Source organism: Nocardioides iriomotensis (genome assembly GCF_004168035.1).
Classification (GTDB): domain Bacteria; phylum Actinomycetota; class Actinomycetes; order Propionibacteriales; family Nocardioidaceae; genus Nocardioides_B; species Nocardioides_B iriomotensis.
Window position 1 is genome coordinate 126045 of sequence record NZ_SDPU01000021.1, and the last position, 17926, is coordinate 143970.

19 protein-coding genes and 1 pseudogene are annotated in these 17926 nt (G+C 70.6%); 15 read left to right on the forward strand and 5 right to left on the reverse strand.

Features of this window, described 5'->3' with window-relative positions; genetic code table 11:
* Positions 1 to 16: 16 nt before the first annotated feature.
* The 4 genes and pseudogenes from ETU37_RS09960 to ffh all read left to right on the forward strand — a co-directional run bounded on the left by ETU37_RS09960 (position 17) and on the right by ffh (position 5656).
* Positions 17 to 1327 carry an ammonium transporter gene (locus ETU37_RS09960; protein ID WP_129987333.1) on the forward strand — a complete coding sequence of 437 codons (1311 nt, stop codon included), beginning with the start codon at positions 17 to 19 and terminating at the stop codon, positions 1325 to 1327.
* Complete coding sequence (locus tag ETU37_RS09965; RefSeq protein WP_129987104.1) at positions 1324 to 1662, forward strand: P-II family nitrogen regulator; 339 nt, start codon at positions 1324 to 1326, stop codon at positions 1660 to 1662. The genes ETU37_RS09960 and ETU37_RS09965 overlap by 4 nt, the downstream gene beginning before the upstream one ends.
* Before the next feature lie 87 nt (positions 1663 to 1749).
* Positions 1750 to 4026 (forward strand): annotated as a pseudogene (locus tag ETU37_RS09970) ([protein-PII] uridylyltransferase); the annotation flags it as partial.
* A gap of 58 nt (positions 4027 to 4084) precedes the next feature.
* Positions 4085 to 5656: a signal recognition particle protein gene (ffh, locus tag ETU37_RS09975; protein ID WP_129987108.1), complete on the forward strand. Its 1572-nt coding sequence runs from the start codon at positions 4085 to 4087 to the stop codon at positions 5654 to 5656.
* Positions 5657 to 5718: 62 nt separating this feature from the next.
* Here the strand turns inward: ffh and ETU37_RS09980 are convergent, their stop codons facing one another.
* Positions 5719 to 6522, reverse strand: coding sequence for a class I SAM-dependent methyltransferase (locus tag ETU37_RS09980; RefSeq protein WP_129987110.1), 804 nt, complete (start codon positions 6520 to 6522; stop codon positions 5719 to 5721).
* A gap of 23 nt (positions 6523 to 6545) precedes the next feature.
* On the opposite strand from ETU37_RS09980, the gene ETU37_RS09985 reads away from it, so the two are divergent.
* A complete protein-coding gene (locus ETU37_RS09985) occupies positions 6546 to 7619 on the forward strand; it encodes an amidohydrolase family protein (protein ID WP_129987111.1) in 1074 nt (357 codons plus the stop codon).
* A gap of 4 nt (positions 7620 to 7623) precedes the next feature.
* Here the strand turns inward: ETU37_RS09985 and ETU37_RS09990 are convergent, their stop codons facing one another.
* From ETU37_RS09990 to ETU37_RS10005, 4 genes are all read right to left on the reverse strand, one after another.
* On the reverse strand, positions 7624 to 8298 hold the full coding sequence (locus ETU37_RS09990) for a TetR/AcrR family transcriptional regulator (protein WP_240755656.1): 675 nt from the start codon (positions 8296 to 8298) through the stop codon (positions 7624 to 7626).
* Positions 8264 to 8707 carry a thiol-disulfide oxidoreductase DCC family protein gene (locus ETU37_RS09995; protein ID WP_129987115.1) on the reverse strand — a complete coding sequence of 148 codons (444 nt, stop codon included), beginning with the start codon at positions 8705 to 8707 and terminating at the stop codon, positions 8264 to 8266. The genes ETU37_RS09990 and ETU37_RS09995 overlap by 35 nt, the downstream gene beginning before the upstream one ends.
* Positions 8704 to 9135 (reverse strand): hypothetical protein, encoded by a 432-nt coding sequence (locus ETU37_RS10000; protein WP_129987117.1) that lies wholly within the window; start codon positions 9133 to 9135, stop codon positions 8704 to 8706. The genes ETU37_RS09995 and ETU37_RS10000 overlap by 4 nt, the downstream gene beginning before the upstream one ends.
* A gap of 101 nt (positions 9136 to 9236) precedes the next feature.
* Complete coding sequence (locus tag ETU37_RS10005; RefSeq protein WP_129987119.1) at positions 9237 to 10094, reverse strand: VanW family protein; 858 nt, start codon at positions 10092 to 10094, stop codon at positions 9237 to 9239.
* A gap of 193 nt (positions 10095 to 10287) precedes the next feature.
* On the opposite strand from ETU37_RS10005, the gene rpsP reads away from it, so the two are divergent.
* From rpsP to ETU37_RS10055, 10 genes are all read left to right on the forward strand, one after another.
* Positions 10288 to 10827: a 30S ribosomal protein S16 gene (gene rpsP / locus ETU37_RS10010; RefSeq protein WP_129987121.1), complete on the forward strand. Its 540-nt coding sequence runs from the start codon at positions 10288 to 10290 to the stop codon at positions 10825 to 10827.
* 5 nt (positions 10828 to 10832) lie between these two features.
* Positions 10833 to 11078, forward strand: coding sequence for an RNA-binding protein (locus ETU37_RS10015; protein WP_129987122.1), 246 nt, complete (start codon positions 10833 to 10835; stop codon positions 11076 to 11078).
* 119 nt (positions 11079 to 11197) lie between these two features.
* Positions 11198 to 11755 carry a ribosome maturation factor RimM gene (gene rimM / locus ETU37_RS10020; protein ID WP_129987123.1) on the forward strand — a complete coding sequence of 186 codons (558 nt, stop codon included), beginning with the start codon at positions 11198 to 11200 and terminating at the stop codon, positions 11753 to 11755.
* Between the two features lie 3 nt (positions 11756 to 11758).
* Entirely contained in the window at positions 11759 to 12928 is a 1170-nt protein-coding gene (gene trmD, locus ETU37_RS10025; RefSeq protein WP_129987125.1) for a tRNA (guanosine(37)-N1)-methyltransferase TrmD, read from the forward strand.
* A gap of 175 nt (positions 12929 to 13103) precedes the next feature.
* Positions 13104 to 13466, forward strand: a complete 363-nt coding sequence (gene rplS / locus ETU37_RS10030; RefSeq protein ID WP_129987127.1) for a 50S ribosomal protein L19 — start codon at positions 13104 to 13106, stop codon at positions 13464 to 13466.
* Between the two features lie 23 nt (positions 13467 to 13489).
* The gene (gene lepB / locus ETU37_RS10035; protein ID WP_129987128.1) at positions 13490 to 14266 is read left to right on the forward strand and encodes a signal peptidase I; all 777 of its coding nucleotides are present in this window, start codon (positions 13490 to 13492) and stop codon (positions 14264 to 14266) included.
* Between the two features lie 36 nt (positions 14267 to 14302).
* Entirely contained in the window at positions 14303 to 15052 is a 750-nt protein-coding gene (locus ETU37_RS10040) for a ribonuclease HII (protein ID WP_129987130.1), read from the forward strand.
* Complete coding sequence (locus ETU37_RS10045) at positions 15049 to 15357, forward strand: DUF2469 domain-containing protein (protein ID WP_129987132.1); 309 nt, start codon at positions 15049 to 15051, stop codon at positions 15355 to 15357. The genes ETU37_RS10040 and ETU37_RS10045 overlap by 4 nt, the downstream gene beginning before the upstream one ends.
* 130 nt (positions 15358 to 15487) lie before the next feature.
* Complete coding sequence (locus ETU37_RS10050) at positions 15488 to 15976, forward strand: TadE/TadG family type IV pilus assembly protein (RefSeq protein WP_206053843.1); 489 nt, start codon at positions 15488 to 15490, stop codon at positions 15974 to 15976.
* A gap of 38 nt (positions 15977 to 16014) precedes the next feature.
* Positions 16015 to 17865 carry a pilus assembly protein TadG-related protein gene (locus tag ETU37_RS10055; protein ID WP_165372476.1) on the forward strand — a complete coding sequence of 617 codons (1851 nt, stop codon included), beginning with the start codon at positions 16015 to 16017 and terminating at the stop codon, positions 17863 to 17865.
* Positions 17866 to 17926: the final 61 nt, after the last annotated feature.

Below are 17926 nucleotides of genomic sequence, written 5' to 3' on the forward strand. Positions count from 1 at the left end.
CGGCTTGCAAGCCTGGATGCTGGCGTCAGCGTCTCTTGTCCTGTTGATGATCACGCCCGGGCTGGCGCTCTTCTACGGCGGGATGAGCCGCTCCAAGTCCGTGCTGAACATGATGATGATGTCGTTCGCCGCGCTGGGCGTCGTCGGCATCGTCTACGTGCTGTGGGGCTGGTCGATGTCGTACGGCGAGTCCGACGTCGCGATGCTCTTCAACAACCCGTTCGAGACGTTCGGGCTCAACGGGGTCGAGGGCGCCTCGCTGCTCGGCGTCGGCTTCCAGCTGACGTTCGCCGCGATCACCGCCGCCCTGATCAGCGGCGCGGTGGCCGACCGCCTGAAGTTCTCCGCCTGGCTGCTGTTCCTGCCGCTGTGGGTGACGCTGTCGTACTTCCCGCTGGCCCACATGGTCTGGGGCGGCGGCTTCCTGAGCGGTGTCCAGGGCGGCCTCGCCGACCTGCTGTTCCCGGGTGACGGCGGTGCCGCGGTCGCGCCGATCGACTACGCCGGCGGCACGGTCGTGCACATCAACGCCGGTGTCGCGGGCCTGGTCCTGGCGATCCTCGTCGGCAAGCGCCTCGGGTTCGGCAAGGAGCCGATGCGCCCGCACAGCCTGCCGCTGACGATGATCGGCGCCGGCCTGCTCTGGTTCGGCTGGTTCGGCTTCAACGTCGGCTCCTGGGTGCCCGGTGACCTCACCGGCGAGGAGGCCGGACAGTACTGGCTCGCCGAGTCCAGCCTGGTCTGGCTGAACACCACCGTCGCCACCTGCGCCGCGATGCTCGGCTGGCTGCTCATCGAGAAGGTCCGCGACGGCAAGGCCACCTCGCTCGGCGCCGCGTCCGGTGTCGTCGCCGGCCTCGTCGCAATCACCCCGGCGTGCGGTGCGCTGTCGCCGGTCGGCTCGATCATCCTCGGTGCCGTGGCCGGTGCGCTCTGCGCGCTGGCGGTCGGCCTCAAGTACAAGCTCGGGTACGACGACTCGCTCGACGTCGTCGGCGTCCACCTGGTCGGCGGCCTCGTCGGCACGGTCGGCATCGGCTTCCTGGCCACCAGCACCGGCCTCTTCTACGGTGGCGGTGTCCGCCAGCTCGTGGTCCAGGTGCTGGTCGCGCTGTTCGCGGTCGCCTGGTCGGCCGTCGCGACGCTCGTCGTCGGGCTCGCCGTCAAGGCGATCATCGGCCTGCGCCTGCCGGAGGAGGACGAGGTCGAGGGCATCGACTTCGCCGACCACGGCGAGTCGGCGTACGACCTCAGCAGTGCCTCGGGCAGCCGCCGGCCCTCGGTCCTCACCGAGAAGACGGCGGTCCAGGAAGGAGCGAACGCATGAAGCTCGTCACCGCGGTGATCAAGCCGCACAAGTGGGAGGACGTCCGCGAGGCGCTGGAGACCTTCGGTGTCGCCGGCATGACGGTCTCCGAGGTCAGCGGCTACGGCCGGCAGAAGGGCCACACGGAGGTCTACCGCGGCGCGGAGTACGACATCGCGCTGGTGCCCAAGATCCGGCTCGAGATCGTGGTCGAGGACGCCGACGTCGCCGACATCGTCGACATCATCGTCAAGACCGCGCAGACCGGCCGGATCGGCGACGGGAAGGTCTGGGTGCAGCCGGTGGACTCGGTCGTCCGGGTCCGCACCGGCGACCGCGACGAAGCGGCGCTCTGAGCGCCCGCTGATGGCACCGGGGCGCCGGTCCGTGGCTGCAGCCACGGGCCGGCGCCCCGTCGCACGTCTGGGACAGCTCGAGGACGAAGGAGGCCGGCCATGACCGCCGCGGAACGCGCCGAGCGCACCCGCACCGCCGACGAGCTGTGCCGCACGGCGCTGGAGAAGGCGCTGGACGGGGCCGTCGACAGCGCGGTCAGCGGGGTCGCCCTGGTGGCGGTCGGTGGCTACGGCCGCGGGGAGCTGGCGCCGCGCAGCGACCTCGACGTCGTCCTGGTGCACCTCGACCCGCTCGAGACCGTCGACGTGGCCACGGTGGCGAGCACGGTCTGGTACCCGCTGTGGGACGCCGGCGCCGACGTCGACCACTCCGTCCGCGCGCTGCCAGAGGTGACCCGGGCGGCGCGGGACGACCCCCGGGTCGCGCTCGGCCTGCTCGACGCGCGGCACCTGGCCGGCGACCCGAACGTCACGCTGCGGCTGCGCACCGAGGTGCTCGCGCACTGGCGCCGTGACGCACGGCGCCAGCTGCCCGACCTGCACCGCATGCTGACCGCGCGCACCGAGCGCGCCGGCGAGCTCGCGCACGCCGCGGTGCCCGACCTCAAGGAGTCCTTCGGCGGGCTCCGCGACGCCACGCTGCTCAAGGCGCTCGTCGCCACGTGGCTCGTCGACGTGCCGCACACCGAGCTCGAGCGCAGCCGCCAGCAGCTCCTCGACGTCCGCGACGAGCTGCACGCCGTCGTGGGCCGCGCGACCGACCGGGTCGCCCCCGAGGTCTGGGCCGAGCTCGCGTCCCGCCTCGGGCACGACGACGAGGACGCGGTGCAGCGGCACGTCCGCGGCATCGGGCGCCGCCTCGCGCACCTGTCCCGCGTCACCTGGCACCGCGTCGACGCCGTGCTCGAGCGCCCGAGCGCGGCCCGGCGGCGGGCTCCCGAGCTCGTGCGCGTCGGCCCGGGCGTCGCGGTCAGCAAGGGCGAGGTGGTGCTGACGAAGGGCACCGACGTCGACGACGACCCGACCCTGCTGCTGCGTGCCGCCGCCGAGGCTGCCGAGCGGTCCCTGGTGCTCGCCCCCGCCACCGCGTCCCGGCTCGCCCGCGGCACCACCGCGATCGCCGCGCCGTGGGAGGAGGACGCGCGCAACCTCCTGGTCCGGCTGCTCGCCGCGGGCCCGGGGCTGTTGGAGGTGTGGGAGACCCTCGACCAGACCGGGTCGCTGGAGCACGTGCTGCCCGAGTGGGACCGGATGCGGCTGCTGCCGCACGCCTCCGTCGTGCACCGCTTCACCGTCGACCGGCACGTCGTGGAGACCTGCATCGAGGCGTCCCGGCTGATCCGCCGCGTCGGCCGCCCCGACGTGCTGATGGTGGCGGCGCTGCTGCACGACATCGGCAAGGGCGGCCTCCAGGACCACAGCGTCGCGGGCGAGCCGGTCGCCGGGGCGGTGGCGGAGCGGATCGGGTTCGACGAGCGCGAGCAGGCGCTGGTCCGGCGGCTGGTACGCCGGCACCTGCTGCTCGCCGAGACCGCCACCACCCGCGACCTGGAAGACCCGGCCACCGTCGAGCTCGTCGCCGAGCGGGTCGTCGACGTCGAGACGCTGGACCTGCTGGAGGTGCTGACCGAGGCCGACGCCCGTGCCACCTCGCCGAAGGCGTGGACGGACTGGCGCGCGACGCTCGTGCGCGACCTCGCCCGCCGGGTGCGGGCCCGGCTGCGCGGCGCCTCGCCGAGCCTCGACGACCTCGACCCCACCGAGCCGGTGGACGTCCCGTCCCGGCTGCGCGACGACCCGTCCTCGGTGCACGTCGTGGTCGAGCCGAGCGAGCACGGCTCCACCGTCACGGTCGTGTCGGGGGACCGCCTCGGGCTGATCGCGGACGCCGCGGGTGCGCTCGCCGTACAGCGGCTGACGGTGCGGGCGGCGCGGGCGTGGACCCAGGGAGACTTCGCGGTGTCGGTGTGGGAGGTGGCGGAGGACGGCCTCGACCCGGCGGTGGTGCGGCAGCGGTTCGACGCGGTGCTCGGCGGACGGCTCGACCCGCGCGAGCGGATCCGGCGGGCCGACCCCGACGCGCTGGAGCCGACGGTCCTCGTGCGGCACGGCGCCTCCAGCGACGCGACCGTGATCGAGGTGCGTGTCGACGACCGTCCCGGCGTCGTCTGGTCGGTGTGCCGGGCGTTGGCCGACTGCGACGTCTCGGTGCGGTCCGCGCACGTCGCGACGCTCGGGCCGCAGGCCGTCGACGTGTTCTACGTGGTCGAGCCGGGCGCGGCCGCACTGACCGACGAGCGGTCCGCCGAGGCGGTGCACGCGGTCCGGGAGGCGCTCGCGCCGACGGTTACCCTTGACGTCTGACTGACCGGGCCGGCCGCACGCCGCCGCCCGCCACCGCGCGCCGAAGGACTGACCAGACTTGTTCGCCACACTCTCCGACCGGCTTGCCGACACCTTCAAGAACCTCCGCGGCAAGGGACGGCTCTCGGAGGCTGACATCGACGCGACCGCCCGGGAGATCCGGATCGCGCTGCTCGAGGCCGACGTCGCGCTGCCGGTGGTCAAGGAGTTCGTCGGCGCCGTCAAGGAGCGGGCCCGCGGCGAGGAGGTCAGCGGCGCGCTGAACCCCGCGCAGCAGATCGTCAAGATCGTCAACGAGGAGCTCGTCGAGATCCTCGGCGGCGAGACCCGGCGGCTGCGGTTCGCGAAGAACCCGCCGACGGTCATCATGCTGGCCGGCCTCCAGGGTGCCGGCAAGACCACGCTGGCGGCCAAGCTCGCGCTGTGGCTGAAGGAGCAGGGCAGCAGCCCGATGCTCGTCGCCGCGGACCTGCAGCGCCCCAACGCCGTCAACCAGCTCCAGGTCAACGGTGAGCGGGCCGGCGTGACGGTGTTCGCGCCCGAGCCCGGCAACGGCGTCGGCGACCCGGTCGCGGTGGCGAAGGCCGGTGTCGCGGAGGCCCGCCGTACCCTCCACGACGTCGTCATCGTCGACACCGCCGGCCGCCTCGGCGTCGACGCCGAGATGATGCAGCAGGCCTCCGACATCCGCGACGCGGTCGAGCCCGACGAGACCCTGTTCGTCGTCGACGCGATGATCGGCCAGGACGCCGTCAACACCGCCCGGGCGTTCCTCGACGGTGTCGGGTACGACGGCGTCGTCCTCACCAAGCTCGACGGCGACGCGCGCGGTGGTGCCGCGCTGTCGATCCGGTCCGTCACCGGCAAGCCGGTGATGTTCGCGTCGGCCGGCGAGAAGCTCACCGACTTCGACGTCTTCCACCCCGACCGGATGGCCTCGCGCATCCTCGACATGGGCGACGTCATGACCCTGATCGAGCAGGCCGAGAAGGCGTTCGACGCCGACCAGGCGGCCAAGGCCGCGGCCAAGCTCACCGGCCAGGGCGGCGAGTTCACGCTCGACGACTTCCTCGAGCAGATGCAGCAGATCCGCAAGCTCGGCTCGCTGTCGAAGATCATGGGGATGCTGCCCGGGATGGCGCAGTTCCGCGACCAGATCGACAACTTCGACGAGCGCGAGATCGACCGGATCCAGGCGATCATCCAGTCGATGACGCCGGCCGAGCGGGCCAACCCCAAGATCATCGACGGCTCGCGCCGCGCCCGCATCGCCAAGGGCTCCGGCCGTCAGGTCTCCGACGTCAACCAGCTCGTCGACCGGTTCTTCGAGGCCCGCAAGATGATGATGTCGATGGCCAAGGGCGGTGGCATGCCGGGCATGCCAGGGATGCCCGGCATGGGTCTCGGCAAGCGGTCCAAGGCCAAGCAGGCGCCGAAGAAGGGCAAGGCCAAGCGCGGCTCTGGCAACCCCGCCAAGCGCGCTGCCGAGGAGAAGGCCGCGCAGCAGAAGGCCTCGGGCAACGGCGCCTCCGGTGGCGGCAACCCGTTCGGGCTCCCGGCCGGGGCCGACGAGGACTTCGACCCGTCGTCGATCGAGCTGCCGAAGGACCTGTCGAAGTACCTGAAGTGAGCCCGCTCCTGCCGGACTACCGATATCGGTAGTCGCAGGGTGACCCCTGGGTCACCCTTGGGCTACCGACGTCGGTAGCGCCAGCAGTCGCTGACGTACGGGAAGACGAGCGTCGGCTCGTCACCAGCGACCTCGGTGCCCAGCGCGCGGACGCGGTCGAGCACGGCGTCGCGGTCGTCACGCACGGCCACCGGCGACCACGACGACGCCAGCAGCACGAGCTCCTCGACGGTCAGCGTCTGCTCGAGTCCGAACTGGATGTTCTCCGGCGCCTCGAAACCGCCGATCCTCGCGGTCTGGTCGGTCGCCGTCGCGCCGTGCCGCTCGGGGTCCCACACCATCTCCGGGGTGCCCACGACCTCGCCGAGCTCACGCAGCCAGGGCTCGCGGTCGCTCCACGAGTTCCAGGCCAGCGCCAGCACGCCCCCGGGCCGCACCACGCGCGCGCACTCGGGGCCGGCGAGGTCGGGATCGACCCAGTGCCAGGCCTGGAAGCAGGTGACGGCGTCGTGCGACGCGTCCGGCACGTCGAGCTCCTCGCCGCGCCCGAGGAGCGTCGTGATGCGAGCGCCGACCTCGCGGGGGAGCGCGGCGGAGGCGAGGTCCAGCGCGGCCAGCATCTCCGCCGACGGGTCGACCGCGGTCACCTCGTGACCCAGGGCGGCGATCGAGCGGGTGCCGAGCCCGGTGCCTGCGCCGAGGTCGAGCACCCGGAGCGGACCGTCCGGCTCGCCGACCAGCCAGTGCACGGTCGGCTCCGGCCAGCGCGGCCGGACCGCGTCGTAGGTCGCGGCGCCCGCGCCGAACGACGTGCGCCGCGCCTCGACGGTCGTGGGGTCGTTGAACTCGGTGCGGTGGTCGTCCATGGCGACACGCTAGCGTCGCGCTCATGAGCGTCCTCCGCTTCCGTGGCCCGGTCCTGCCCGACGGCGAGAGCCGGGACCTGTACGTCGTCGACGGCCGGGTCACCTACGAGCCCGTCGCGTCGGCGGAGCTCGTGGCCGAGGGCTGGATCGTGCCCGGGCTCGTCGACGCGCACTGCCACGTCGGGCTCGACGCCCACGGCGCCGTACCCGAGGACGTGCAGGAGCGCCAGGCGCTCACCGACCGCGACGCCGGCGCGCTGCTGCTGCGCGACTGCGGCTCGCCCGCCGACACCCGCTGGATCCAGGAGCGTGAGGACCTGCCGCGGCTGATCCGGGCCGGCCGGCACATCGCGCGGACGCAGCGCTACATCCGCAACTACGCCCACGAGATCGAGCCGGAGGACCTCGCCACCTACGTGGCGCGCGAGGCCGACTCCGGTGACGGCTGGGTCAAGCTGGTGGGTGACTGGATCGAGCGCGACGCCGGCGACCTGACCCCGTCCTGGACGCGCGAGGCGGTCCAGGAGGCGATGAAGACCGCCCACGACCGCGGTGCGCGGGTCACCGCCCACGTGTTCGGCGAGCACGCGCTGCCCGACCTCATCGACGCCGGCATCGACTGCATCGAGCACGGCACCGGGCTGGGGCCGGACCTGATCGACACGATGGCGGCCAACCGCGTCGCGCTGGTGCCGACAGTGACCAACCTCGAGAACTTCCCGAAGTTCGCCTCGGCGGGGGAGGACAAGTTCCCGGCGTACGCCGACCACATGCGGCGGCTGCACGCGTCGCGGAAGGACACGATCCGCGCCGCGTACGAGGCGGGCGTGCAGATCTACGCCGGCACCGACGCGGGCGGCGGCCTGGGGCACGGGCTGGTCGGCGACGAGGTGCGCGGCCTCGTCGACTACGGGCTCAGCCCGCACGACGCGCTGGGCGCGGCCTCGTGGCGGGCCAGGACCTGGCTCGGCCTCGACGGCAACCTGGCCGAGGGGTCCGAGGCGGACTTCGTCGTCTACGACCGGGACCCGCGCGAGGACCTCGGGGTGCTCAAGGCTCCGACCCGGATCGTGCTCCGGGGCAACGTGGTCGCCTGACGGGTCAGGGGCGTACCGCGCGGACCAGGCCGACGACGTCGTCGACCACGCCGCGCACCAGCGGCAGCCGGGTCATCCGGGCGAGCTTGTCCACGAGCGGCACCGCCTGCGCGACCAGGGCCCGGGTGCGGCGCTGGTCGGGGGAGCCGTCGTACACCCAGAACAGAACGACGCCCATGTGCATGAGCCACAGCAGCTCGGGCATCTCGGCGCGCAGCGCCGGCGCGAGCTTGAGGTCGGAGCCGTCCAGCACCTCGCGGAACAGCGCGGTGCTGGCGTCGCGGGCGGGCCGCGAGTCCTCGCTGAACGGCGAGAGCGGGCTGGTCGGCTCGGCGGCGTTCTTGAAGAACTTGCCGGCGAACTCGTGGTACGGCTGCGCGATCCGGACCCACGCGTCGAGCAGGCCCTGCAGGCGGCCGGCGAAGGTCGTCTCGCGCGCGAGCACGTCCTCGGCGGCGGCCCGGTGCTCCTCCTGCACCCGGTCGTAGAACGCCTGGACCAGGTGCTCCTTGGAGGAGAAGTAGTAGTAGGCGTTGCCGAGCGAGACGCCGGCCGCCTCCGCGACACCGCGCATGGTGGTCCGGTCGTAGCCGCGCTCGCGGAAGAGGTCCAGCGCGGCCGCCACGATCGCCTGTCGGGTCTGCTCACCCTTGGGGGAGCGGCTGGCAGGTTCCGGCACAGTCGACAGGGTAGTCACCTCCTCCGGCGCTCCCGGCCGGTCCGGCCGTCGCGGGTGTCACGAGGTGGCGGAGGCCGGCCATCGAGGCCGCGACCGCCCGGGCGGCCGGCAGCCACTCCGGCCGGGAGAGCCGCTCGGAGAGGGCGCGGTGCCGGGCGGTGGCCCACAGGCACATCACCCAGGCGTGCTCGGCGGTGAACACCCGGCCGTCGTCCGCGACCACCGTGATGACCTGGAGGGTGCGGGCGTGGTCGAGGCCGGGGAACCGGTGCCGGGCCTCGGCCGACCCGGCCGGCACCAGGTCCAGCCGCACGAGCAGCGCCTGCCGGCCCAGCCAGTCCCGGAACCGCGAGCACAGCGGGCAGCCGGCGTCGTACAGCACCGTCAGGCCGGTGATGGGCGTGCTCATGCCTGCGGCTGCGGCGTGGGGCCGGTCGGGGGCGCCGGGAACACGTAGCCCTGGTGCGGGACCGGGGCGGAGCGCAGCGCCTCCATCCGGCTGCGCCGGCGGATCGCGTTGAACACGTAGACGTTGCAGAAGTGCACCAGGCCGAGCACCAGCATCACGATGCCGACCTTGACGCTCAGCGTCTCGACCAGGCCGCGCAGGTCGGCCACCTCGGTGCCAACACGGAGGTAGAGCGTCACGAAGCCGATGTTCAGCAGGTAGAAGCCGACGACCAGCAGCTTGTTCACCGCGTCGGCGAGGTCGTCGTTGCCGGAGAAGACGTCCTCGAGGAACACCCGGCCGTTGCTGCTGAGCGTCTGGGCGACCCAGACGGTGAGCGGGACCGCGACGAGCAGGTACGTGAGGTAGGTCAGGACGGTCATGGTCATCGGAGCTCCTGGGCGGTGGTTTGAACATGTTCAACTCTTCACCCATGACGGTAGCAGCAGTTCTTGAACATGTTCAATAATGTCGCCTGGCGTACGGAGGGTCAGACGTGCGCGACGGAGACGCCGTCGGGGAGGTACATCACCAGGGCGCAGTTGCGTTTGACGAGCTCGTCGCCGAGGGGGACGCCCGTGCGCTTGTCGATGCTGGTGCGCCAGATCTCGTTGCGGCGGAAGTGTCGCCCGTCGTGCTCGAGGAACTGCTCGTCCCGGGCCTCGACGCGGTACGACGTCGGCAGGGGAGCGTCGACCCGCAGGTCGCCCTCGAGGTAGCGGTCGCCGACGGTCACGTGCAGCGAGAAGGTCCGGTCGGTGTCGTTGCGGACGACGAGGTCGACGTAGTTGTAGACGATCGAGCAGCCGACGCCCCACGGCAGCACCCGGCCGTTGTCGGGGAACGGGTCGAACGAGTGCTCCGACCGCTCGACGACGGTCAGCGGGGCGTGCAGGAACATCCAGTGCAGCAGGTTGGCCAGCTGGCAGATCCCGCCGCCCACCCCCGGCCGCGCGGACCCGTTGGACAGCCGCATGCCCTCGACGTACCCCTTGCGGCGGGTGCAGTTGCCGACCACGCGGTTGAACGAGAACGTCTCGCCCGGCCGGATGGCCAGCCCGTCGACGCGGGCCGCGGCGAGCCGGAGGTTGGTGACCTTGCCGTGCTGGAGGTCCATCTCCGTGCCGCCGAGGTCGCCGAGCTGGCGGAGCAGCAGCGACCGGTGCCGGCGGACCCGGTGCGGGAGCGGCTCGGAGCTCCGGTCGTGGGCGTACGACGTGCGCGAGAACGTCCAGGTCAGCCGCCGCCGGGCGCGGTGCACGAGCACCGCGACCGGGAACAGCCAGGGGTACCGCTCGGTGAGACGCGGCGGCGCGGTCACCCGGGCGGGTGGGACGAACGTGCTCATCTGCTACCCCCTGACCCGCGCGGATCGTGCGATTGGAGCTGCGCCCGGTGTCTCTGGCAGAATATCCGGCTGAGTCGTGCGCGCCCGGACCCTCTCACCCGGCCGCGTCGGCACCGCGCAGCACGCTCCGCCCGGCCCCACCGGTGCGCGAGGGTGCTCACCCCATCACGATCCTCAAGGAGACACCACACTCGTGGCCGTCAAGATTCGCCTGAAGCGCATGGGCAAGATCCGTGCGCCGTACTACCGCGTCGTCGTCGTCGACTCCCGCAAGAAGCGGGACGGTCGCGTCATCGAGGAGATCGGCAAGTACCACCCCAAGGAGGAGCCCTCGCTGATCGAGGTCACCTCCGAGCGGGCGCAGTACTGGCTGGGCGTGGGTGCCCAGCCGTCCGAGGCCGTCGAGGCGCTGCTCAAGGTCACCGGCGACTGGCAGAAGTTCAAGGGCCTGCCAGGCGCCGAGGGCTCCCTCAAGCTCGCCGAGGCGAAGCGCACCAAGGCCGACATCTTCAACGAGGCGCTCAAGGAGGCCGGCAGCGAGCCGTCCACCGAGGCCGTCACCAAGAAGGCGTCCAAGAAGGCCGAGAAGCCGGCCGCCGACGAGGCTCCGGCCGAGGCTCCCGCCGCCGAGGCGGGCGCCGGTGAGACGCCGGAGGCGGCCGCCGCCAGCGGCGACGCCGAGGGTGAGGCGCAGCCGGCCGAGGCCGCCGCCGCCGAGAAGACCGAGGCCTGAGCCTCGTGCTCGCCGAAGCGCTCGAGCACCTGGTCCGTGGCATCGTCCGGCACCCGGACGACGTGACGGTCCGCGACAAGCAGCTGCGTCGCGGCTCGATCCTCGAGGTGCGCGTGCACCCCGACGACATGGGCAAGGTCATCGGCCGCCGGGGCCGCACCGCCGAGGCGCTGCGGTCCGTGATCGGTGCGCTCGCCGGCAAGGGCGGCGCGAAGATCGACTTCGTCGACGTCGACCGCCGTCGCCGCTGAGCGGCACCGGAGCGACACCGAGCAATGACAACGGAGCGGGAGGCTGCCCTCGGGCGGCCTCCCGCTCCGCGTCTGCCCACCCAGCCTCACCCCTCCCGCGCCCGTCCCGAGGAGCACCGATGAGCACCACGCAGGTCGTGGTCGGCCGGATCGGCAAGCCGCACGGCATCCGCGGCGAGCTGTCCGTCGAGCCGCGCACCGACGAGCCGGACCGCCGGTTCGCCGTCGGCGCGGTCCTCGCCACCGAGACCCCCCGCGGCAGTGCGCCGCACGGACCGGGTCGCCCCGCCGCGCTCACCGTCGAGGCGGTGCGCTGGCACCAGGACCGGCTCCTGGTCCGGTTCGAGGAGATCCCCGACCGCACCGCCGCCGAGGCCGCGCGCGGTCTCGTCCTCGCCGCCGACGTCCCGCTCGACGAGGCGCCCGAGGACCCCGAGGAGTTCTACGACCACCAGCTCGTCGGGCTGGCCGTCGAGACCACCGAGGGCACGGCCGTCGGTGAGGTCGCGGCGATCCGGCACGGCGGCGGGCAGGACCTCGTCGTCGTGCGGACACCGGACCGGCAGGAGCTGCTCGTGCCGTTCGTGACCGCACTGGTGCCCACCGTCGACATCGCTGGTGGCCGCCTGGTCGTCGCCGACCGCCCCGGGCTCCTCACGCCGCTCGACGAGGAGTGAGAAGTGCGGGTCGACGTCGTCACGATCTTCCCCGAGTACCTCGCGCCGCTGGGTCTCTCGCTGCCCGGCAAGGCCCGCGAGGCCGGGCTGCTCGACCTGCGGGTGCACGACCTCCGCGACTGGACGCACGACCGGCACCGCACGGTCGACGACACGCCGTACGGCGGCGGCGCCGGCATGGTGATGAAGCCCGAGCCGTGGGGGGAGGCGCTCGACGCGCTGACCGCCGAAGGCGACGCCCCGGTCGTGGTCGTGCCGACGCCCTCGGGGGAGCCGTTCTCCCAGGCGTTGGCCGCGGACCTGGCGAGCAAGCCGCGGCTGCTGTTCGCCTGCGGCCGCTACGAGGGCATCGACCAGCGTGTCGTCGACCACGCCCGCACCCGCTGGGACGTGCGGGAGGTGTCGATCGGCGACTACGTGCTCAACGGCGGCGAGGTCGCGGCCCTGGTGGTGACCGAGGCGGTGGTGCGGCTGCTGCCCGGGTTCATGGGCAACCCGGAGTCGCTCACCGAGGAGTCGCACGGCGCGGCCGGGCTGCTGGAGTACCCCGTCTACACCAAGCCGCCGTCGTGGCGGGACCTCGACGTCCCGGACGTGCTGTTCAGCGGCAACCACGCACGCATCGCGGCCTGGCGGCACGACCAGGCCGTCCGGCGTACCGCCGAGCGCCGGCCCGACCTGCTGCACCCGTCCGCCGTCGTCGACGACCTCGAGGTGCGCACCGTGCAGCCGTCCGACGCGGGTGAGCTGCTCACCCTGCAGCGGGCGTGCTGGGTGCAGGAGATGCACAGCAACCCGGGCGTGCTGATCGACGCGCTGACCGAGTCGTACGACGACGTGCGGACCTGGATCACCGAGGGCACCGTGCTCGTCGCGCGGGCGCAGGGCCGGCTGGTCGGCGCGGTGCGCGGCCGGCTGCACGGGACCGGCTGGGACATCGGCCGGCTGATGGTCGCCCCCGACCTGCAGGGGAGGGGCCTCGGCCGGATGCTGCTGGCCCGGATCGAGGCGCTGGCGCCGCCGGACGCGACGACGTACGAGCTGTTCACGGGAGCGGGCAGCACCCGCAACCAGCGGATCTACAAGAAGGCCGGCTACCGCTCCCACGGGGAGGTCCGCCCAGGGGTCGTCGGGATGAGCAAGCGGGTGCCGCGCTCGATTAGCGGTCGCTGACGCGGCTGTGGCAGACTGATCCGTCGATCCGTGCGTCCCGACGGTCCGTGCCCACGAGGAACGGGAGTCGGCGGGCCTCCTGCCACAGGGGGTGTCCCGCGCGGCGCTCCACCGGATCGACACGAACTGACGATCCCGTTCCGTGGGTGACCTGTGGCGCCTACGAGGAGACATCATGACCAACGTCATCGACACGCTCGCCGCCTCGGTGAAGCGCGAGGACCTCCCCGAGTTCCGCGCCGGCGACACCCTCAAGGTCCACGTCAAGGTCGTCGAGGGCAACCGCTCCCGCGTCCAGGTCTTCCAGGGCGTCTGCATCCGCGTCCAGGGCTCCGGCGTCGGCCGCACCTTCACCGTCCGCAAGGTCTCCTTCGGCGTCGGTGTCGAGCGGACCTTCCCGCTCCACTCGCCGATCTTCGACAAGATCGAGGTCGTGACCCGCGGTGACGTGCGCCGGGCCAAGCTGTACTACCTCCGCAACCTGCGCGGCAAGGCCGCCAAGATCAAGGAGAAGCGCGAGGCGACCCCGGCCAGCTGAGCCTGCTGACCTAGGCTCGCTGCGTGACGGACCAGCAGCGACACGAGGACCGCGGCCCCGCCGGTACGTCGGACACCGACGACACCGAGCAGGAGCCGCGGTCTTCTGCGTCTCCCTCCCCGACGGACCGCACCCGGAGGCACGCCCAGGCACGCGCCAGCCTGCCGCTGTGGCAGGAGTCCCTGCTGCTGCTCGCGGTCGCACTGGTCCTGGCGATCGTCATCAAGGCCCTGTTCATGCAGGCCTTCTACATCCCGTCGGGCTCGATGAACGACACGCTCGTCCTCAACGACCGGATCCTCGTGCAGAAGGTGTCCTACTGGGGCGACGGCGAGCCGCAGCGCGGTGACATCGTGGTGTTCGCCGACCCGGGCGGCTGGCTCGACGCGGCCGCGGGCGAGTCGTCCAACCCGGTCGCGAAGGCGCTGGAGCTGTTCGGCCTCTACCCGACGGGCGGCCACCTCGTGAAGCGGGTCATCGGTGTCGGCGGCGACCGGGTGAAGTGCTGCGACAAGCGCGGCCGGATCACCGTCAACGGCGTCCCGCTGAACGAGGGCGCCTACCTCGCGCCCGGCCAGCAGCCCTCGATGATCGACTTCGACGTGAAGGTCGAGGAGGGCTACCTCTGGGTGCAGGGCGACAACCGGTCGAACTCCGCGGACTCCCGCGTCCACCTCGGCGACCCGGGCGGGGGTCAGGTCCCGGTCGACGACGTGGTCGGCAAGGTGTTCGCCGTCGTCTGGCCGCTGGGCCACGCCAAGCTCCTGCAGCGACCGGCGACCTTCGAGTCGGTCGACTGACCCGTTGCCCGGCCCGAGTGTCACGATGGTGACGAGATGAGTGCGCTGCCCCGAGGACTGACGATCCGCCGCGACGCCGGCCTGTACGGCTACGAGCGGGCGCTCCGCCGGGCCGGCCTCGAGCCGATCGCGGGTGTCGACGAGGCCGGGCGCGGCGCGTGCGCCGGTCCGCTGGTCGCGGCGGCCGCGATCCTGCCCGACGGCAAGCGCGGCCAGGTGCCGGGCCTCGCCGACTCCAAGCTGCTCACCGCCAAGGCACGCGAGCGCTGCTACGACGAGGTGCTCGCGCGGGCGCTCGCCTGGTCGGTGGTGGTCGTCGAGCACGACGAGTGCGACCGGCTCGGGATGCACGTCGCGAACGTCGAGGCGTTGCGACGCTCCCTCGCCCGGCTCGACGTGCGTCCGTCGTACGTGCTGACCGACGGGTTCCCGGTCGACGGCCTGGAGGTGCCCGGCCTGGCCGTGTGGAAGGGCGACCGGGTCGCCGCCTGCATCGCCGCCGCCTCGGTCATCGCCAAGGTCACGCGCGACCGGATCATGGCGGGCATGGACGCGCGCTACCCGGCGTACGACTTCAAGACGCACAAGGGCTACATCACCGCCACGCACACCGCCGCCCTGGAGACGCACGGGCCGTGCGACATCCACCGCCGCCGGTTCGTCAACGTGCGGCGCGCCGCGTACATCGCCGCCGGAGAGCCGGTGCCGGACGATCTGGCCATGGTCGGTAACAATGACGCTGAGTCCACGGCTGTGGAGCTCGAACACGTGGAGGTGGGCCGATGAGCGCGGAGGATCTCGAGAAGTACGAGACCGAGATGGAGCTCCACCTCTACCGCGAGTACCGCGACGTGGTGGCGATCTTCAAGTACGTCGTGGAGACCGACCGGCGCTTCTACCTCTGCAACCAGGTCGACGTGAAGGCGCGCACCGAGGCGGGTGACGTGTTCTTCGAGGTGTCGATGACCGACGCCTGGGTGTGGGACATGTACCGGCCAGCCCGGTTCGCCAAGAACGTCAAGGTGCTGACCTTCAAGGACGTCAACGTCGAGGAGCTGTCCCCGGCGGACATCGAGCTGCCGAAGAACTAGGCAAGCCGTTCGCTGGTCCGAGCGGTTTGGGTAAAAACGGACACAAGGCCGCATCCCGTCGCTAGCCTTCTCGCGAGGAGATTCATCGAATCGGTCTCGGTCCGAGCGGATGCGGAGAGTGAGGGGACCCGTGGCGGTTCTGCGACGGCGCGATGACGGCGGAGCGACAGCGGTCGAGTTCGCCCTCGTCATGCTGCCGCTGATCTATCTCGTGTTCGGCATCATCCAGTACGGGCTGTACTTCTACGCGATGCAGTCAGGCACCAGTGCAGCCAGCGGCGCCGTCCGGGAGTTGACGGTCGGCGATTGCCAGGACAACTCGACTCTGAGGGCGTACATCCACAAGCGGCTGGGGCCCGCCTCAACCACCTCTGCCGCGGGGTTGACTTTCTTCAAGGAGGACGGCTCGACGACGGCGACCGGCCCCGTGTACTACAACTCGTCGAACTCAGAGGTGTCGGCTCCCGGCAATGTTGGTGGGAGAGTCGCACTCACGGTCAAGTTCCAGGCAATCAACCTGCATTTCCCATTCATTCCGGTGCCGAATGATGGCGAGGTTGTTCGCACGAGCTTTGGGCGAATCGAAAACACCGTGCCGACCGGAGGCGGCTGCACATGAATCGTTCTTTGGGTCGCTCCCGAGACGAGGGTGGGGTCGTGGCGATTGTGGTCGCGATCGCTGCTCTCGTGCTGCTCGGAGTATGCGCTTTGACTGTCGACATCGGGCATGCACTCGTGGAAAAGAGCGGGATGCAAAGGCGCGCCGACTTCTCGGCGTTGGCCGGTGGCGCCGGCGAAAACCTCCCCAAAGTGGCCGCCGGAAGCGTATGTGTTCAGGGGCCGTACTCGTGGACCAAACCCAAGGTCGACGACCCCGCGATTGTGGACGCGGTCGCCTATCTCAATCGCAACTTGCCAACTGGACCTGATGTATCGCCCACGCAAGTCACCACAGCCGGAGAGCTTCTCAACTGTCGGCTCGGGGATGGAGAAGCTGGTTACGGCGTCTGGAACGAGCCGGACAGCAACGGGTTTCGATCGTTTACGGCAAACCCTAACCAGCTCAGTGTGATCAGTCAGCCGCGGCAGGTCGACTTTGGTTTCGCGTCCGTTCTGGGTTTTGACAGCGTTAACGTAGGGGGTCAGGCGACTGTCGAAATAAAGACTCCGTTGATGAAAACGCTTCCCTTCTACGCTTTCGCGCCTTGCGACTATGGTCAGCAAACCTTCTCCCAGCCTGCGCCCGGGCATGCCGCCACGAACGTGAACCTCGCGGATGCGGGAAACTCGAGCACTTATACGTCGTTCGTCACTGCCACGTCTTTGGAAACCAGTCCGGCGTCCGACCCTCCGGCCATTGCGCACAATCCGTCACCTTCTACGAACGTCCCGCTTGTTATCAATGGCACTAACCTCAACACGGTCACCAAGATCGGCTTCTATCAGTCTGGCGAGTCAACGCCCCCTGCTCCTACGTACGTGGATATCGGTGTCACGCCAGCCGCATGGACGGTGACGGGAACGACCAAAATCAATCTGGCCTCGGTGCCAGCGAACGTAATAAGCACGCAAGGGACATGGTTTGTGCGTGTATTCGGGCAGAAAAGTGCCAATGGAGCGGGCGCTAGCCAGAAGGCATGGACCCCGATCGTTGACAACCAGGACAATTTGGTGGCTCTGCCTCTCGCGGTGGGCAATGCCACGCTCTCATGTGAAGAGGGCCCGAGTGAAGGCAACTTCGGGACGCTGAGTCTGGACCGGGAAACTTCTCCGAACGCGGGCGGTGAGCCGGGGGAAATTGCACGCAACATTGCGCTCGGGTTGGAGCACGGACTGGCGCCGTTCCCTACCGCGAGGTTGGCGCCGCCGGACTATGTATGCAGTGATGGAGTAAATGACGCTCACGAGTGGCCGTACGACGGCACCAACTGTGTGGGGACGAAGCCAGGGTTGCCCAGCGAGGCGGCAGAGAAGGGCTTCGTTACCGGGGTCAGTGGGGAATACGCTGGTTTGCTGACCAATGTCGACGACGGAACTGGATGCGCAGAGGACGGAAAGCCCGCGACAACGGTGCTTTTGGGCAAGGAAATCAACAACGACGTGTTGAGCTGTTTCTTCACAAATGATGACGTGACGGTAGGCGACGTAAGCGCAAGGACATACTCCGGGGATGTCGTGATTAGTCAGACGATATACAAGTCTTCGCGCTTCGTGCTCATACCTGTACTCGGTCGGCAGCCCGACTGTGGATCGTGTGAGAATTACCAGATTGTCGACTTTCGTCCCGGATTCATCGGGGAGCAGCCCGATGCCACAACCCGACTCACGAATGATGTCTCGCCGGACAATGGCCTCACTCTCACCAGCAGCAATGGGAACCCGAGCCTCCAGGCCGTCAAAGTGATCTTCCTCAACCCCAAGGCGCTGCCGGATCCTCCACTGGACCCGAACGGCAACTACATCCCGTACGTGGGAGCCGGAAAGAAGTCCCTGTTGCTTGTTGACTAACGGGACGTCGGCTCGGGGTGCCCCGGATCGGCGCTGGTAACGGGTCCGTCCGGCACGCCGT

Coding starts and splice junctions, on each gene's coding strand:
- ETU37_RS09960 (WP_129987333.1), top strand. CDS start 17: ATGCTGGCGTCAGCGTCTCTTGTCCTGTTGATGATCACGCCCGGGCTG.
- ETU37_RS09965 (WP_129987104.1), top strand. CDS start 1,324: ATGAAGCTCGTCACCGCGGTGATCAAGCCGCACAAGTGGGAGGACGTC.
- ETU37_RS09980 (WP_129987110.1), bottom strand. CDS start 6,522: ATGGACGACCACCGCACCGAGTTCAACGACCCCACGACCGTCGAGGCG.
- ETU37_RS09985 (WP_129987111.1), top strand. CDS start 6,546: ATGAGCGTCCTCCGCTTCCGTGGCCCGGTCCTGCCCGACGGCGAGAGC.
- ETU37_RS09995 (WP_129987115.1), bottom strand. CDS start 8,707: ATGAGCACGCCCATCACCGGCCTGACGGTGCTGTACGACGCCGGCTGC.
- ETU37_RS10000 (WP_129987117.1), bottom strand. CDS start 9,135: ATGACCATGACCGTCCTGACCTACCTCACGTACCTGCTCGTCGCGGTC.
- ETU37_RS10005 (WP_129987119.1), bottom strand. CDS start 10,094: ATGAGCACGTTCGTCCCACCCGCCCGGGTGACCGCGCCGCCGCGTCTC.
- rimM (WP_129987123.1), top strand. CDS start 11,198: ATGAGCACCACGCAGGTCGTGGTCGGCCGGATCGGCAAGCCGCACGGC.
- rplS (WP_129987127.1), top strand. CDS start 13,104: ATGACCAACGTCATCGACACGCTCGCCGCCTCGGTGAAGCGCGAGGAC.
- ETU37_RS10040 (WP_129987130.1), top strand. CDS start 14,303: ATGAGTGCGCTGCCCCGAGGACTGACGATCCGCCGCGACGCCGGCCTG.
- ETU37_RS10045 (WP_129987132.1), top strand. CDS start 15,049: ATGAGCGCGGAGGATCTCGAGAAGTACGAGACCGAGATGGAGCTCCAC.